This window comes from Actinokineospora sp. NPDC004072 (genome assembly GCF_053604195.1).
Genome location: NZ_JBSGHB010000022.1, coordinates 51,082 through 66,975, shown reverse-complemented (window position 1 = coordinate 66,975; position 15,894 = coordinate 51,082). Strand labels below are relative to the sequence as shown.

The following is a 15,894-nucleotide window of genomic DNA, read 5'->3' as shown; positions in this document are numbered from 1 at the left end:
CTCCCGGAAGATCCATCGTAGGGTCAAGAACCGGTCAACACGCCCGCTGTCATGAATCTGTCCACCAACTGCGGACCTCCCGCAGCGCGGCGTCGAGCCACGCGGCGGCGTCCGTCCCGGTGAGCGCGGTCAGTCGAGGCACGGCCGCGGCCAGGATCGCCGCGCAGGTGTCGCGGCCGGTGTCGCGCAGCGCTTCGCGGAGCAGCCTGGTGAAGTCCTCGTCGCCCGCCACCGTGTCCGCGCGCGCCACGATCGCGCAGAGCAGCCCGCGGTCTCCGTACGGTGTCGCGGCGAGCGCGGCGCCGAGCTGGGCGGCGTCGAGCAGGTGTGGGGCAAGGCCGGTCAACGCCGTGGAACGTGAGCGTTCGTCGGTGATGACCACGGCGAGCGCGAGCGCGGTGGTGTGGTCGTCACCACGCAGGTGTGGACCGTGGGCGGCGAGGGCGACGGCTTTGTGGTCATCGCGCATCCGGGCAATGTCCGCGAGCGGCCGCACGGGGTCGGCGGAGCGGCGGGCGGCGGCCACGGCGTGGGTCTCGGTGGGCCCGGGCCAGGCCAGCCCCGCGGGCTCGTCCCGTTTCCTCGGCGCGACGGCGGTCGCTGCGGCGAGCGCGGCGCGCAGGGCCGCGCGTCGTCTGCCCGCGGGCAGGTGGGGCGCCAGGCGGGTGAGCGCGGTGGCCCGCGCCGACGGCTCGCCGATCCCCGACACCGCGGCGAACGCGGGCTCGGCGGCCTCGCGCAGGTGGCGGGCGAGGACGAGGAGCAGGTCGATCCGCCGGTCCCCCACCGCCAGCGCGAGCGCGTCGCGCAACTGCGGGACGGACAGGTAGGGCGCCAACCGTGCGAGCGTGTCGGCGCGGTGGTTCTTGTCGGTGAGAGCGTGGGCCTCGGGCAGGACGGTGTCGACGCCCGCCAGGGCCGCCATCGCGGGAAGTCGGTGGTGGCCGGTGATCGCGGCCGCGATGTCAAGAGCATCGCTCAGCTGTGCATCGGACAGGTGCGGGGCCAGCCCGGTGATGGCCTCGGCGCGGTCGTGTTCGGCGCTGATGGCGCGGATCGCGGCGAGCGCGCCGGTCGACGCCTCGGGAACGTAAGGGGCCAGCGCTGTCAGGGCACGCGCGCGGGCGCGGGCATGGGGGATGTCCGACGCCGTCGACAGCGCGACTTGGAGGCGGTCAGGGGACAGCCAGGGCGCGAGATCGGCGAAGACCTCGGGGTGGTCGGCCGCGGCCGCCAGCACGTGGTCCACGAGGTCCGTGCGCCGGTCGTGGGCGAGCGGGATGAGCTTCAGCAGCACCTCGACGCGGGCGTACGGGAAGGTCACCTGGTCGGCGGCGGCGAACGCCTGGTCCACGAGGTCAGGTCGGGTCGCGGCGAGCACGGCCAGGGTGTGGGCCCGCGCGCTCGCCGTCGGCAGCCGCCGGGCGTGGGCGACCGCGCGCTCCGGTGTCCACACGCGCTCCGCCACCAGCGCGGCGGCCAGTTCGGCCGAGACCGCGTTGGCGCGGCTGACGACGGACGCGGCCACCAGCGCGTAATGCGCTTCGTCGCACAGGGTCGGCGCGGGCATCCCGGCGGACAGAGCTCGATCCGTCGTCGCTGTGTGCAGGGCGCGTGCGGTGGCGACATCGGCGAGGAAGTCGTCGATGGTGTTGGCGTGGTCATGCGCGGCGAACCAGGCCGTCGGCCCGGCGCGGAGCAGGCTGTGCAGGTCGTCGTACCTGCGCGCCGCGACGAGGTGCCGCGCCAGGTGTCGCAGCGGGTAGCCGCCGTCGACGGCGGCCAACGCCGGGTCGGCGACCAGGGCCTGCAACCCGTCGGGCCCGAACACGTGCAGGTACTGGTCGGCAACGCGGCTATGAGCCTGCAGGCTGGCCGCGCTGAGGATGTCCCACCACTTCCAGTCCTGCTCAGGTCCGTCGTCGCGTGGCCGCACGCCACTCAGCAACTCGGTCAGACTGGCGTGGTAGAGCTGGAATCGACGACCATCAGGGTTATCGACGGCGCTGAGGAAGGGGCGCAACGTCGTGTGGCAGTGCGCGCGCACGACGTCCTCGTCCACACCGGACAGACTGGCCAGCGATGGCGCCGCCAGCGGCTCACCGGCGACGGCGAAAGTGGCGAGCAACGGCAGCAGCGCACTGTGCCAGTCGTCTGCCTGGCTCCACCCCTCCAACCGGTTCGCGTAGTACCGAGCCAGCCCCGTGGGGAGAGTGCCGAGATCGACTTGCGTGCCCTGCCGAAGTTCCGCGCGCACGTGTCTCTGGTATACCCAGAGCCCCCGACAGCGCGCGGTCAACTCCTTGGCGATCCGGTCGGGCAGCAACCGGGCCAGGTGCTCCTCCAGATCGGCGATGTTCTCCTGGGCGTCCGCGCGGACACGCACCACCTCTGTCGGCGCGGCGGTCAGCGGCGGCGGGCTTCCCGTGCGGTAGGTCCCGACCACGAACACGCCGGCGGGAAGGTCGACCGGCAGCCCCCACGGGAGCGCCCCCGCCACCCGCTCCGCCTCGTCGGCGCCATCCATCACCAGGACGAGCGGCGGCCGGATGCGGCCGACGGCCTTGGCCAGCGCCGTCACGAAACCCTCCGGAGTGCACAACCGCTCAGGCAGCAACCCGCCCGGGGCGAGATCATCCAGCCCGGGCAGGCGCGCCAGCTGTCCCGCCAGGTTCCGCAGCCCCACACGGGCAAGGCCGCCGCGGGTCAGACGGGCGAAGTGCCCTACCCATCCACGCTCCCGCACCAGGTGCGCCGCGAGCGCGGTCTTGCCGACGCCTGCGTCCCCCTCCACCCACAGATACCCGCACTGGCGCTCACCCAGGAACCGGTCGATCCGCTCGATCAGCCACCCCCGCCCGGTGAACCCGTCGGCGAGCACGTCGGCGAACACCGGCCCCGGGTCACACACGGCCTCATCGACCGGCACGTCACCACTGCCGAACACCACCGACCGCGCCTGCACGATCGACCCGATCACCGTCCCAGTCCGCACGGTGTTCAGCGTCAGCCCCGGCTCGACCACCCGCACCCCGTCTCGATCACGGACACGCCCCACAAGTATGGAGGACCGCGACCCGGGCTGTCGGAGATACGGCCACAACCGTGGTTGACCCGGGCATTCGCACCGGGTGGAGCCCGAGCACAGCGAATGAGGGATGGACGCGGTGCTCGAGTTTCATGCCAGTGACGCCGAGTAAGTCAACGGACGACTGTTGGGAACGCGCCGCAGCAGGGCCTGTCCAGCAGTAACGGACCGAAACCCGACCGATCGTCACCTTCTTTGTTTCCAGGCCGCCGCGCCGGACCCATCCCCGCCGATCCACCCGACCTGCCCAGGCTTGCTCCCCGGTCCCACCGCCCACCTGGAGTTGCCTGAAACCGAGGTAGCACTGCGCAGCGTCGAGTGGGCCACGCGGGCACCCCTGGACTCGCGGATGTCTGGACGGTGCGGTGGACATCATCTGGGGCCTCCTTCGACCCGCATCGCAGGACATCGGCCTCCGAGTTCCGGGTCCCCGGGAGGGGTGGACCGAACGCGGCTTCACCACCCTCACCGTCCGCGCTCCGGCAGCATAGGGATCTGTACTGGCCTGACCGGTTCAACCTGGGCCACCGTCCGTGCGAGCGCGCTCGGCCTGCCGAGTGAAGTTCTCAACGGCCGGATAACCCCCAGCACCGGCAAGTCGATCTTCCCCGGTACGTGGCTGACGAGGGGATCCGAGATGAGTGCGCTCCGATGGATGCGGTCGTTGCTCAACGAGCCGACCAATCCGAGATCCAGTGTCCGCGAGAGCCCGGGCCCGCCGCTGGGACGAGTTGGAACGGCGCTTTCCCGACCTGGCCGCGATGCGAGTGCTCGACCTCGGCGGCCTTCCGGACTTCTGGCGCAGCGCGCCCACCCGGCCAGCCGAGGTCACCACCGTCACTCTGGTCGACGCCGACGCACCGGAGTCGTGGCTGCGGCATCTGGTCGACGACGCCTGCGCTCCCGATCGGATCAAGGGCGAGCGGTTCGACCTGGTGGTGTCCAACAGCCTCATCGAGCACGTCGGCGGGCACACCCCACGCCAGGCGCTGGCCGATGTCGTACACGCCTTCGCCGAGCGCCACTGGGTGCAGACTCCCTACCGCTACTTCCCGGTCGAGCCACACTGGGTGTTCCCCGGCCTGCAGTTCCTACCCGTCAACCTGCGCGCGGCGGTGGTGCGGCACTGGCCATTCAGCCACGCCAAGCTGAGCGGAGAGCAAGCCCTCACAGCCGTGCTGACCACCGACCTGATCTCACTCACCGAGATGCGGCTGCTGTTCCCCGACTCGACCGTCTGGCACGAGAAGGCGTTCGGTCTGACCAAATCCCTGGTGGCGGTGCGCACGTGATCGCCAGTCCGCGGGCACCGACATCGGCTTTACCACCGCCACGCTGGACCCGCCCGCCGAGCCCCGCGGCAACGTCCCGGCGGCGAACTCCACACCGCCGCTGTAGAACGCCTCGTGCTGATCGACGGGACACCCGTGTCCGACCTCCGCGGCCGCGAACTGCCCCGCCGGATCGCCGTCGTGGCCCAGGAGGCCCCGCCCGAACTCCCGGTCACCGTGGCCGAGATGGTCCTCTTGGGACGTTCGCCCCACCGGTTGTCCCTGCAGTCCTACACCGCGGACGACCACCGCATCGCCGCGACCGCCTTGCACCGGATCGGCATGCGCGACCACGCCGACCGCGGTTTCGCCACCCTGTCCGGCGGGGAGAAGCAACGCACCCTGATCGCCCGCGCCCTGACCCAGCAGACCGGCCACCTGCTCCTCGACGAACCCCCCAACCACCTCGACATCCACTACCAGCACGAGATCCTGTACCTGGTCCGCGACCTCGGCATCACCACCGTGGTCGTCCTGCACGACCTGAACCTGGCCGCCCGCTACTGCGACCACCTCGTCCTCCTCGACAGCGGCCTGGTCGCCGCCTCGGACCCGACCAAGGAGGTGCTGACCCCCGAGGTGGTCGAACCCATCTACCGGGTCACCGTCCGCCCCATCGACGACGGCGACTGCCGCCAACTCGTCTTCCGCCCGACCGAGGCAGCCAGAGCCTCAGACGGCCTGCCCGCGCTCGGAATCTCGGCAGGACACGATGCGGTCAGCGAACCTGACCGAGGCTGACACGATCCGCCGACAGCTGCCGGGCAGCGCCACCGGCGCCGGACGCGCTCAGGAGGCGGTGGCGGTGCGGTCCGGCAGCAGCCGCGGCACGGCGCGGATGTAGGCGAGCATGCCGATCACCTCGACCAGGGTCTGGGTGACGACCACGGCCGCCGCCAACGCCAATCGGTCGGGTAGGGCGAGCGCGAGCGGGAGCACGACCAGGGAGTTGCGGGTCGCTCCGGTGAACACCACCGCGCGGACGGCCGGGACGTCGAGGCGGAACGCGCGGGCCACCGCCCACCCGGGGAAGGCCATGATCACCAGGAACGCCACGTAGAAAGGGACGGCGGCGGCGACAGCGGCGAGGTTGCCGTCCAGCTTGGGGACCTGGGAGGCGACGACGAGGAGCAGGGTGGCGGCCATCAGCGGCACCATTGTGGTGCACGCCGCTGCGGACACAGCCCGACCCGCGGGTGCGCGGGCGGCCCATGCCTGGGTGGCCCAGGCCAGCGCCAACGGGCCCACGATGAGCACGAGGAACGCCTCGACGAACGGCCCGGGCTCGACGATGTCGGCCAGCTCCGTGCCCACGAACAGGTAGAGCAACACCGGCAGCGCAGCATCTGGGCGATGAGCAGCAGCGGGGTGGCGGCCAGCAGCCGCCGGCTGCTGCCGCCAGCGAGGCCGCAGAAGACGATGACGTAGTCCACGCACGGGGTGAGCAAGACCAGCAGGACCCCGATGCGCACGGCCTGGTCGGCGGGCAGGAACACGACAATCGCCACGACCACGGCCGGGACGAGCAGGAAGTTCACCGCCAGCGTCGCGGACAGGAACCGCCCGTCATGCAGCGACCGCAGCAGCTCGGCCGCGGGAACCTGGAGGAAGGTCACGTAGAGCAAGGCGCCCAGCACCGGGTTGATGGCGTGCGCGAGACCCGGCCCGGCGGCAGGCAGCGTCCAGCCGAGCAGGCCGCCGACCGCCATCGCCGCGAGGTAGATCGCGATCTGGTGGTGCTCCATCCTCTCGACCACACCCAGCGTCACCCTGCCCGCTCCCGTTCCTGGCCGCCTTCCTGCCGGTTTATCCTCACAGGCCCGAACCTGTCGCCGCCGCGGAAGAACGCAGTGAGGACGGTGACGGTCGTCCGCTCACTCCCCGGACCTGCGCGCCAGCACCGCTTCCGCCCCCTGACAGGTTGATCAAGCTCATCGTCACGAGCGACGTGTGGCCGAGTCCTGTTCGTCTCATCCGCACGCGTGAACCATCGCCGCGCGTGGACGACGCCGGGTTTCCGGAAACGTGCTGCCGAGAGACAGGGCCACGATCTGGGTCGGGTCCGGCCACGCCGCCTACCTGGGCCCTTCCGTCGGCGTCGACGCGCCATTCCTGCTTGTCCAGGCGCTCCCGCACCTCTGACCGCGCCGCCGGTCGCTGCCCTGTTGTCCTGGAACCGGGATCGCGGCAAGTCCGGCACGACGCTCAAAAATTCGCACGGCGCCGAATGCGTCATAGGACGGCACATATGCCACCGTTGGGCTTAGTCGGACGAATCGAGGTGATTGCTTGATGGGTGAGGAAAAAGTGGGTTGCACGTCTTCGAAGTTCGGCACATCGGGTTGCAATTCGTGTCAGGATGGCGTTGCTAGAGCACCACCTCGACGAGGGGAGATGAAATGCGTGGAGGCAGGATAATCACCATCATTGCCACTATTTTGGCATTGTTGGGGATGGGCGTCGGTGCGGCTTCGGCCGCCGAGGGCGGGGGATCGGAGCTCGCGGGGGCGACCGGCCGGGTGGATGCGTGTTTCGCCGGAGCCTGCGGCAGCGCGACGTTCACGAAGGTCAACAACCAGTACTACAAGCCGGTCAGGATGTCGGTCAGGGACAACAAGTGTGACGGCCACCCGGTCTACATCCAGGCGGGCGTCTGGGATGAGACGAGTCTCACGTCCCCTACCTGGCTCCCGGCCCGGTACAACAAGCTGGGATGCAAGGCGAAGTACGCCACCTTCGATTCCTACATCAAATGGAAGCACCCGATCAAGTTCCTGGTCTTCCGGGTGTGTGTCGATGACGCAGGACCCAACACCTGTCGCACCGCGAAGTGATGACGTGTAGCTGAACCTGCTCGGCCCGGGTTGTGACGTGACGCCGCGCAACCCGGGCCGGGCAGTTCAGAGGTGGTCTGCACGGCCAACTCTCCGTGGCAAGAACGCCCATGTCCCGCCGATGGCGATTGCAATGCGGACTGGAACATCACCATGCTCGGGTGAAGACTTCGACGGCGCGCTGCCACATCGCCCAGGTGCATGACGGGTTGCGGGTGTGCTGGGAGGTCCGTCCCCCGGCCTGAGCCGGAGGACGGACCATCGGGTGATCAGAAGCTGGTGCTCACCGCCACTCCGGTGCACGCGGTCGAGCCCTTGAGGCTGATGTAGACGTAGCCGGACGGCGGGTTCGCCACCGTCACAGATTCCTGGTTGGCCGGGCTGGTCGAGCGGTGGGTCGCGTTGTCCGAGGTCGCCCAGGTGCCCGCGTTGTAGTAGAGGTCGCAGTTCCCGGACCCGCCGGAAGCGGTGATCTGCAGCTGCGTTGTGCCTGCGGGCAGCAGCAGGTACATGTGGTCGTAGTAGCTGTTGCTCGCCGACCGGTTGGAGCGTTGGCAGTCCTTGCCGAGCGCCCTGGTGTCCGAGCCGGTGCACTCCGGTAGCGAGCTGGAGCCGATGGTGACGGACCTGCTGGTCGTCGCGGTCGCCCCGTTGTTGTCGGTGACGGTGAGGGTGACGGTGTAGATGCCGTCGGCGGTGTAGGTGCGGGTGGGCGAGGTGGTGGTGGAGGTGGTTCCGTCACCGAAGTCCCAGCGGCGAGAGGTGATGGTGCCGTCGGCGTCGGTAGAGCGGTCGGTGAAGGCAGCGGTGCGTCCGGCGATGGTGGTGGTGAAGTCGGCGGTGGGGGGCTGGTTGCCGCCGGACCCTCCGTCGCACTGTCCGCTGGCACACCGGGACAGCCACGAGTACCAGTCGCTGTTGTAGCGGGTTCCGATGGTGTTGAGTAGGAACGACCGCGCGCCGTTCCAGTCGCCCCTGCGGTAGTAGGACAGCACGGTGTCCAGGTCACCACGGTGCGACTGGAGCATGTAGCGGACCGCGAGGTAGCCCCAGGGGTAGACCCGGGTCGAGTCGTGGCTGTAGGTGGTGTCGAACAGCGTGCTCAACGCGTAGGTGCGCCTGCCCGCCTCGGTGATGGCGGATGAGTAGGTCACTCCCCGGTAGTGGTAGGAGATGTACTCGGCGAAGCCCTCGATCCACCAGACCGTAGGCGTGCGCATGTTGGACGTGAAGTCGCCGTGCATGTTGAACCGGCCGTCGAGGTAATGGGTGTACTCGTGGTTGAGGTTCCAGATGGCGAACGTCGGCCGCAGCCACTCGGCCTCGTAGGCGATGAACCGAGCCTGGTTCCCGGAGGCCGACGGGTCACCCTCCAGGTACATGCCGCCGTTGTTGGTGTCGATCCCCCAGTGCGCACCGGCGTAGGTGCGGTAGTCGGTGCTGGAGTTGTAGACGACCACTTCCAGGCTGGTGTTGCGGTCACCGGAGACCGGTCCGGGGTCCCTGGCGACACTGTGGAAGTAGGCGTCCTGGTTGAGCAGGCTCGCACACGTCTGGCTCAGCTGGGATGCGGTCATCTCCTGGGCACGGATACGCAGTGTGGAGGCGCAGGTGTAGTTGATCGGCAGCACGTCGGCCGACAGTGTCGCCCGTAGATCGCAGGTGCCGTACGCGGCGCAGTTCGCTTTGTCGTAGCTGTCCGTCATCTCGGCGAGGCCGACCCAGAGCGCGGCCGTGCCGCCGCGCCTGCTGGACTGGGCCAGGAGCTGGAGGACCATCGGGCGCACCGCCGGACGCAGGGAGTCGTGCTGGAGGAAGCGCGCGAGCTCCCGGCCCGCGTTGGCGGGCAGGAAGCGTTTGCTTCCGGAGAGCAGGCCCTTGTGCCGCACGGCGAAGCCGCGCAGAGCGGTGAGCACCCCGCGGTCCTTGTCCACCGCCGCGACGAAGTCGGGATGGGTGTGACCGCGGAACAGCAACGTGTAGACGGAGTTGACCGCGTCCACCATCCCGGGGTGACGGTCGTACGCGGAGTTGTAGCCGTTCAGCAGACGCTTGACCACAGGCAGGTAGCGGGCGCCGAGACCAGCGCCGTCCGCGAGCAGGACGGCCTCGCTGAGCACGCGGCCGTTGCCCTCGCTGATGTCGAAGGCCCGTTCGGCCGCGAAGAACGTGTCCAGCGCGGAGCGGACGGAGTCCGTCAGGCCGTCGCCGTAGCCGCCGATGGCTGTCTCGTGCCAGGCGACGTGGTAGCCGGCGCGCAGGAACGTCACCAGCCTGCCCGCTCCGGTGGAGTCGTCGCCCGGATAGGCTGCCGCGACGGTACGGAGCCGCTCGGCCACCGCCGCCATGTTCGCCTCGCTGAGTGTTCGCCGCGCGTCCTGTCCGGTGAGCGCGAACAGCCCGCTGACGCAGCTCGGGTCGGCGGCGGCGACCGAGTCGGCGAGCGCGGCGCCACTCAGCCCGACAATGCCGCATGTTGCGCGGCCCTGGCCGGTGTGGCTTTCGGACTCGTCGTAGTCCGCGCGCAGTTCGGCGTCCGTGGACGGCATCGGCGCTCGGCGGGAGACCGGCAGCTCGGTGCGCGCGACGTGCTCGGCTTCGGAGTCGACATCGGGGTGGCCCGCGGGTGGCGGGTCGCCGGGCGTGGTCTGCGCGGGCGCGGCCTGCGTGACCGCGTCCTGGGCGGTCGCGGGGCTCGCCACGCCCAGCGCGATGGCCGCGGCCAGGAGCGCAACCGCGATGTGACGGGATGTTCGGATTCTCATTACGGGACACCTTTCGTGAAGTCGCCTCGACTTCAAGGAGCAGGGTGGGTGGCCTCGTTCCAACTGGAACCGATATCGGGGTTAGCGTATCGGCGATAATCCGCGCCCAAACGATAAGAAAGTCCATAAATCTGTCCTGCAGGCACAGCTGCCGAGGCAGGCCATTCCGTGGATTTATCGCAAGTCGACTTCCTCAACGCAGCCTTAACGAGGCTGGCCGGGGTTACCGCTGCTAGCTACGGTTCACCGCCATGTCCCCTGGTCATCGTCTCGCTGATCAGGGACCGCGAATCGCCTTTGTCACCGCACCCTCCCGGAGCACAGCATGAAGAGACGACCCCTCATCGCCGTGGGCGCGGCCTTGGTCGTGGCACTGACCGCCTGCGGCGGGGCACCCCGGCAGGCCGCCGAGAGCACCGGGGGTCGCGGAGGAACCCTGACCGTCCTGGCGACCGCCGATTTCGCCCATCTCGACCCCGCTCAGAACTGGACCATGCGCGACATCCTGTTCGGGGGACGCACTCTGTACCGCACGCTGACCGCGTACGCGGCGGCTCCCGGGGCCGAGGGCACCCAGGTGCTCCCTGACCTCGCGACCGCGCTCGGCGCACCGTCCGACGGCAACAAGACGTGGACCTACCGCCTGCGCGACGGCGTCAAGTTCGAGGACGGGACGCCCGTCACCAGCGAGCACGTCAAGTACGGCATCGAGCGCATCTTCGACGGCGAACTCCAGGAGGGGCCCGGCTACCTCCGGGACATGCTCGTCGGCGGGGACGACTACGAGGGGCCGTACAAGGATCCGGCGGGACTGCCCTCCATCGAGACTCCGGACGACCAGACGATCGTGTTCCACCTCAAGCGGTCCACTGCGGACCTCGACTACATCCTGGCGCTGCCGACCTCCGCGCCGGTGCTCAAGGCGAAGGACACCGGCGTCCACTATGACAACGCGGTGTTCTCCTCCGGCCCCTACATGATCGAGAAGTACGACCGGGGCAAGGAGCTGATCCTGGTCCGCAATCCGCACTGGGACCAGTCGACCGACCCGATCCGCAAGGCGAACCCCGACCGCATCGAGGTCCGGCAAGGGCTCTCGGCCGCCACCATCGACCAGCGCCTCATCGCCGACCAGGGCCCGGACCAGACCGCCGTCGCCTGGCAGGACATCTCCGCGGCCAGCATGCCCAGGGTGCTCGGCGACCCCGATGTCCGGGCGCGCTTCATCGCTGAGTCGAGCATCTGCACCCGCATGCTCGCGTTCAACACCGCCAAGGCGCCCTTCGACAACCAGAAGGCGCGCGAAGCGGTCGCATACGGTCTGAGCCGCGAATCCTACCGGACCGCCAAGGGCGGCGAGGCGATCGCCGACTTCGCCTCGTCCTACATGCCGCCCGCGCTGACCGGCGGCACGGTCAACGAGGCGTTCACCGCGCCGCCGGAGGGCGACGTCGAGCGGGCCAGGGGCCTGCTCTCCGAAGCGGGCATGCCCGAGGGCTTCGAGGTCACACTCACCACCACGTCCAGCGACCAGGGGCGAGCCACGGCGGAGGCGGTTCAGTCCTCGTTGGCGAGGATCGGCGTCACCGTGCGGATCAACGCGGTCGACGCGTCGGTCTTCTACTCCACGACCGGAACACCCGCCAGTCAGGACCACATGGTGTTCGACGGCTGGTGCGCCGACTGGCCCAACGGGGCGTCGTTCATCCCGCAGAAGTTCGACGGGCGCAACATCCAGCCCAAGGGGAACACGATCATCAGCCAGCTCAACAACACGGAGGTGAACGCCCAGATTGACGCGATCGCCGGGATGACGGACCCGGCCGCGGCCCAGCGGGCGTGGGGCGAACTCGACGCCCGGATCGTCGCGCTCATGCCCGCGGTCCCGCTCGTCTGGGACAAGATGCCGCTGCTGCGGGGATCGCGGGTCAGCGGAGCCTTCGGGCATCCGATCTGGCAGGGCGAGATCGACTACGCCACGGTCTCGGTGGCATGACGACGACGATCGCGGGGGCCGCCGAACCGACGGCCCCCGCCGCGCCCTTCCGAGCGCTCGCCGCACGCGTGTGGGCCGACCGCGGCGCCCGGGTCGGCCTGGCCATCGTGGCGCTGTTCGTGCTGCTGGCCGTCTTCGCGCCACTGATCAGCATGCTCACCGGGAACGACCCGAACGAGTTCAACGAAGACCTGATCGACAAGTCCCTCGGCGGGCCGCCGATCGGTGTGCTGGGCGGGATCAGCGCGGACCACTGGCTCGGCGTCGAACCGGTGAACGGACGCGACGTCCTCGCCCGCGTCACCTACGGCGCCCGCGTCTCATTGGTGATCTCGTTGCTGGCCACCGGCGTGTCCGTCGTCATCGGCACCGTGCTCGGGATGGCCGCGGGCTACTTCGGTGGCTGGGTGGACGCGGCCATCAGCCGGACCATGGACCTGGTCCTGTCGTTCCCGCAGCTCATCTTCATGATCGCGCTGGTGTCCGTGCTGCCGGGCGGCGACCGCACGCTGCTGCTGGTCCTGGTGATCAGCTTCTTCGGCTGGCCGTATGTCGGTCGGATCGTGCGGGGGCAGACCCTGTCGCTGCGGCGGCGCGAGTTCGTCGAGGCCGCGCGCGCGGGCGGCCAGCACCGGATGCGCATCCTGGTCCGGGAGATCCTGCCGAACCTGCTCGCCCCCATCCTGGTGTACGCGGCGCTGTCGATCCCGGTCAATATCGGCACCGAGGCCGCCCTGTCCTTCCTCGGAATCGGTGTCCAACCCCCCACCCCCTCCTGGGGACAGATGTTGCAGAAGGCCATGGCCTGGTACCAGATCGACCCGATGTTCTTCCTCATCCCGGGCACCTGCCTGTTCCTGACCGTGCTCGCCTTCACCCTGCTCGGCGACGCCCTTCGCGACGCCGTCGATCCCAAGGAGGGCGCCTGATGGCGGGTTTCGCGCTGCGCCGCGTCGCGGGCTTGGTGCTCGTGCTGCTGACCGTCTGCGCGGCGACCTTCGCGATCTTCTACCTGCTGCCCAGCGACCCCGCGCTCCAGGCGTGCGGCAAGAGCTGCACCACAGAACGCATCGCCGAGCTGCACCGGCAGATGGGGTTGGACAAGCCTGTGTGGCAGCAGTTCGCCGACTACCTGGGCGGTATCGTGGGCGGTCGCACCATCGGCACCGGAGACTTGGCCGTCCACTGCGGTTTCCCCTGCTTCGGCTTCTCCTACCAGGCCGATCGCCCGGTGTGGGACCTGATGGTCGACCGGCTGCCGACGACCGCGTCCATCGCGGCGGGCGCCGCGGTCCTGTGGCTGGTCATCGGCCTGTCCGTGGGCATCGGCTCGGCGCTGCGCAAGGGCAGCGGGCTCGACCGCTCGCTCATGGCCGCGACGCTGACCGCCGCGTCCCTGCCCGTGTTCTTCACCGGCCTCATGGCCCTCTACCTCGTGGTCCAGGTCGCCGGGCTCCTACCGTTCCCGACCTACGTGGACTTCGGGGACGACCCGCTCGGCTGGGCGCGCAACCTCATCCTGCCGTGGATCGTGCTGGCCTTGCTCTACGCGGCGATGTACGCGCGGCTGTCGCGCTCGTCGATGATCGAGACGCTCTCCGAGCCGTACATCAGGACGGCACGGGCCAAAGGACTGCCCGAGCGGGTCGTCGTGATCAAGCACGGACTGCGTTCGGCCTTGACGCCGATCGTCACGGTGTTCGGCATGGACCTCGGCACGCTGCTCGGCGGCGCGATCATCACCGAGAGCGTGTTCGGGCTGCCCGGTATCGGCCAGCTGACCATCGACGCCATCAACAAGTCGGACCAGCCGGTGGTGATGGGCGTGGCACTGCTCGCCGCGTTCTTCATCACCCTCTTCACGGTGCTGGTCGATCTCCTCTACGCAGTCGTCGACCCGAGGGTGCGCGTCTCATGAGCCTGCTGGAAGTAAGGGATCTGCGGGTCACGTTCACCACGGGTCGTGGCGCGCTGCGCGCCGTCGACGGTCTGTCCTTCACCCTCGACCGGGGACGGACCCTGAGCATCGTCGGCGAGTCCGGCTCCGGCAAATCGGTGTCCAGCCTGGCGATCATGGGACTGCACCGCGACGCCGCGGTGGAGGGTTCGATCGAAGTGGACGGCGTCCAGGTCGTGGGCGCCCCGGCTGACCAGGTCCGCCGGATGCGCGGTCGGCGGATGGCGATGGTCTTCCAGGACCCGCTGTCGTCGTTGCACCCAGCCTATGCCGTCGGCGAGCAGATCGCGGAGGCCTACCGGCTGCATTTCGGCGCCGGACGGAGGGCGGCCCGCCTGCGGGCCGCGGAGGTGCTGGGCGAGGTGGGCATTCCCGACCCCAAGCGGCGGCTGGCCGAGTACCCGCACCAGTTCTCCGGTGGTATGCGCCAGCGGGTGATGATCGCGATGGCGCTGGCCTGCGAGCCAGAGCTGCTCATCGCCGACGAGCCCACGACGGCGCTGGACGTGACCGTGCAGGCGCAGATCCTGGAGCTGATCGCTCGCGTCCAGCAGGACCACGGCCTGGCCGTGCTCATGATCACCCACGACCTCGGCGTCGTCGCACGGGCCGCGGACGAGGTGCTGATCATGTACGCCGGTGCCGCGGTCGAGCACGGACCGGCGTTGACCGTGTTCGCCGAGCCGCGCCACCCCTATACCCGGGGCCTGCTGAACTGCCTGCCCCGTCTCGACGGTGACGCCGAGGCCGCGCTCATCCCCATTCCCGGCAACCCGCCATCGCTGCTGAGCCCGCCCGACGGCTGCCGCTTCCACCCCCGCTGCGCGGAGCGCCAGGAGCGGCTGCCGTGCGCGGTCATCAGGCCGCTCCTGCCCCAGCCCGGTCCGGCGCATCGCGCCGCCTGCCACCTGTTGGAGGAGACGAGATGACCGCGCCCCTGCTTGAAGTTGCCGGGCTGGCCAAGACGTTCCCCGCAGGACGACGCCGCGTGATCCAGGCGGTGGACGGCGTCGATCTCACCGTGCACGCGGGCGAGACACTCGGATTGGTGGGCGAATCCGGATGCGGGAAGTCGACCACCGGCCGCATGCTCGTCCGACTGCTCGATCCGAGCGCGGGTCGGATAACGTTCGCGGGGCAGGACATCACCCATCTCGGCCAGCGTCGGATGCGCCCGCTGCGCAGCGAACTCCAGATGATCTTCCAGGACCCGTTCTCGTCGCTGAACCCCAGGCACACGGTCGGTGAGATCATCGGGACACCGCTGCGCATCCTGCGGCCCGAGGTCGATGAGCGCGCCGCCGTGCGGCAGATGCTGGATCGGGTCGGACTGGCCGCCGAACACATCGACCGCTACCCCCACCAGTTCTCCGGCGGCCAGGCGCAGCGGATCGGGATAGCCCGCGCGTTGATCACCGAGCCGAGGCTGGTCGTCGCCGACGAGCCGGTCTCCGCGCTGGACGTCTCGATCCAGGCGCAGATCATCAACCTGCTGGCGGAACTTCGCCGCGACCTCGGTCTGTCCTATGTGTTCATCGCACACGATCTCGCGGTCGTGCGGCAGGTCTGCACCCGGATCGCGGTCATGTACCTCGGCCGGGTGGTCGAGGTCGCCGACCGCGAGCAGCTCTACACCGCGCCCGCTCATCCGTACACGCAGGCCCTGCTGTCGGCTGTGCCGGTGCCCGATCCGCTGGTGGAACGCACGCGGACCAGGATCGTGTTGTCCGGCGACCCGCCGAACCCGGCCGACCCGCCGTCCGGCTGCGCCTTCCGACCGCGGTGTCCGAAGGCCGCCGACCGGTGTCGGGTGGAGCGGCCCGAGCTGGTCCGCACCAGCCGGGGAGTCGTCGCGTGTCACTTTCCCGAACCGGCCATTCCCTCGGGTTATGAGGGGCCATGACATTCGGCGGAGCCGGTTGT

12 protein-coding genes are annotated in these 15,894 nt (G+C 69.6%); 8 read left to right on the top strand and 4 right to left on the bottom strand.

The window, feature by feature from the left end:
* Positions 1-49 precede the first annotated feature (49 nt).
* Positions 50-3,031, bottom strand: coding sequence for an AAA family ATPase (locus ACWEPX_RS27945; protein WP_451900230.1), 2,982 nt, complete (start codon positions 3,029-3,031; stop codon positions 50-52).
* A gap of 752 nt (positions 3,032-3,783) precedes the next feature.
* On the opposite strand from ACWEPX_RS27945, the gene ACWEPX_RS27940 reads away from it, so the two are divergent.
* Together ACWEPX_RS27940 and ACWEPX_RS27935 are read left to right on the top strand one after the other, a co-directional pair.
* Positions 3,784-4,380, top strand: a complete 597-nt coding sequence (locus tag ACWEPX_RS27940) for a class I SAM-dependent methyltransferase (RefSeq protein ID WP_451900229.1) — start codon at positions 3,784-3,786, stop codon at positions 4,378-4,380.
* Positions 4,381-4,494: 114 nt separating this feature from the next.
* Positions 4,495-5,160, top strand: a complete 666-nt coding sequence (locus ACWEPX_RS27935) for an ABC transporter ATP-binding protein (RefSeq protein ID WP_451900228.1) — start codon at positions 4,495-4,497, stop codon at positions 5,158-5,160.
* A gap of 48 nt (positions 5,161-5,208) precedes the next feature.
* Here the strand turns inward: ACWEPX_RS27935 and ACWEPX_RS27930 are convergent, their stop codons facing one another.
* Positions 5,209-5,565, bottom strand: coding sequence for a hypothetical protein (locus ACWEPX_RS27930; protein ID WP_451900227.1), 357 nt, complete (start codon positions 5,563-5,565; stop codon positions 5,209-5,211).
* Positions 5,565-6,188 carry an arsenic resistance protein gene (locus ACWEPX_RS27925; RefSeq protein ID WP_451900226.1) on the bottom strand — a complete coding sequence of 208 codons (624 nt, stop codon included), beginning with the start codon at positions 6,186-6,188 and terminating at the stop codon, positions 5,565-5,567. The genes ACWEPX_RS27930 and ACWEPX_RS27925 overlap by 1 nt, the downstream gene beginning before the upstream one ends.
* A 630-nt stretch (positions 6,189-6,818) precedes the next feature.
* Between ACWEPX_RS27925 and ACWEPX_RS27920 the strand changes: the two genes are divergently transcribed.
* The gene (locus ACWEPX_RS27920) at positions 6,819-7,253 is read left to right on the top strand and encodes a hypothetical protein (RefSeq protein WP_451900225.1); all 435 of its coding nucleotides are present in this window, start codon (positions 6,819-6,821) and stop codon (positions 7,251-7,253) included.
* Between the two features lie 269 nt (positions 7,254-7,522).
* On the opposite strand, the gene ACWEPX_RS27915 is transcribed toward ACWEPX_RS27920, so the two are convergent.
* Positions 7,523-10,018 (bottom strand): collagenase, encoded by a 2,496-nt coding sequence (locus tag ACWEPX_RS27915; RefSeq protein ID WP_451900224.1) that lies wholly within the window; start codon positions 10,016-10,018, stop codon positions 7,523-7,525.
* Between the two features lie 325 nt (positions 10,019-10,343).
* Here ACWEPX_RS27915 and ACWEPX_RS27910 point away from each other — a divergent pair, with 325 nt between their 5' ends.
* Genes ACWEPX_RS27910 through ACWEPX_RS27890 form a run of 5 tightly spaced genes read left to right on the top strand, consistent with a single transcriptional unit; the run spans position 10,344 to position 15,874 of the window.
* On the top strand, positions 10,344-12,014 hold the full coding sequence (locus ACWEPX_RS27910; protein WP_451900223.1) for an ABC transporter substrate-binding protein: 1,671 nt from the start codon (positions 10,344-10,346) through the stop codon (positions 12,012-12,014).
* The gene (locus ACWEPX_RS27905) at positions 12,011-12,943 is read left to right on the top strand and encodes an ABC transporter permease (protein WP_451900222.1); all 933 of its coding nucleotides are present in this window, start codon (positions 12,011-12,013) and stop codon (positions 12,941-12,943) included. Before ACWEPX_RS27910 ends, ACWEPX_RS27905 begins: the two co-directional genes overlap by 4 nt.
* Positions 12,943-13,932, top strand: coding sequence for an ABC transporter permease (locus ACWEPX_RS27900; protein ID WP_451900221.1), 990 nt, complete (start codon positions 12,943-12,945; stop codon positions 13,930-13,932). The genes ACWEPX_RS27905 and ACWEPX_RS27900 overlap by 1 nt, the downstream gene beginning before the upstream one ends.
* Positions 13,929-14,900 (top strand): ABC transporter ATP-binding protein, encoded by a 972-nt coding sequence (locus tag ACWEPX_RS27895; RefSeq protein WP_451900220.1) that lies wholly within the window; start codon positions 13,929-13,931, stop codon positions 14,898-14,900. The genes ACWEPX_RS27900 and ACWEPX_RS27895 overlap by 4 nt, the downstream gene beginning before the upstream one ends.
* A complete protein-coding gene (locus ACWEPX_RS27890; protein WP_451900219.1) occupies positions 14,897-15,874 on the top strand; it encodes an ABC transporter ATP-binding protein in 978 nt (325 codons plus the stop codon). Before ACWEPX_RS27895 ends, ACWEPX_RS27890 begins: the two co-directional genes overlap by 4 nt.
* The last annotated feature ends 20 nt before the right edge of the window (positions 15,875-15,894 follow it).

Coding starts and splice junctions, on each gene's coding strand:
- ACWEPX_RS27930 (WP_451900227.1), bottom strand. CDS start 5,565: ATGGCCGCCACCCTGCTCCTCGTCGTCGCCTCCCAGGTCCCCAAGCTG.
- ACWEPX_RS27920 (WP_451900225.1), top strand. CDS start 6,819: ATGCGTGGAGGCAGGATAATCACCATCATTGCCACTATTTTGGCATTG.
- ACWEPX_RS27915 (WP_451900224.1), bottom strand. CDS start 10,018: ATGAGAATCCGAACATCCCGTCACATCGCGGTTGCGCTCCTGGCCGCG.
- ACWEPX_RS27910 (WP_451900223.1), top strand. CDS start 10,344: ATGAAGAGACGACCCCTCATCGCCGTGGGCGCGGCCTTGGTCGTGGCA.
- ACWEPX_RS27905 (WP_451900222.1), top strand. CDS start 12,011: ATGACGACGACGATCGCGGGGGCCGCCGAACCGACGGCCCCCGCCGCG.
- ACWEPX_RS27900 (WP_451900221.1), top strand. CDS start 12,943: ATGGCGGGTTTCGCGCTGCGCCGCGTCGCGGGCTTGGTGCTCGTGCTG.
- ACWEPX_RS27895 (WP_451900220.1), top strand. CDS start 13,929: ATGAGCCTGCTGGAAGTAAGGGATCTGCGGGTCACGTTCACCACGGGT.
- ACWEPX_RS27890 (WP_451900219.1), top strand. CDS start 14,897: ATGACCGCGCCCCTGCTTGAAGTTGCCGGGCTGGCCAAGACGTTCCCC.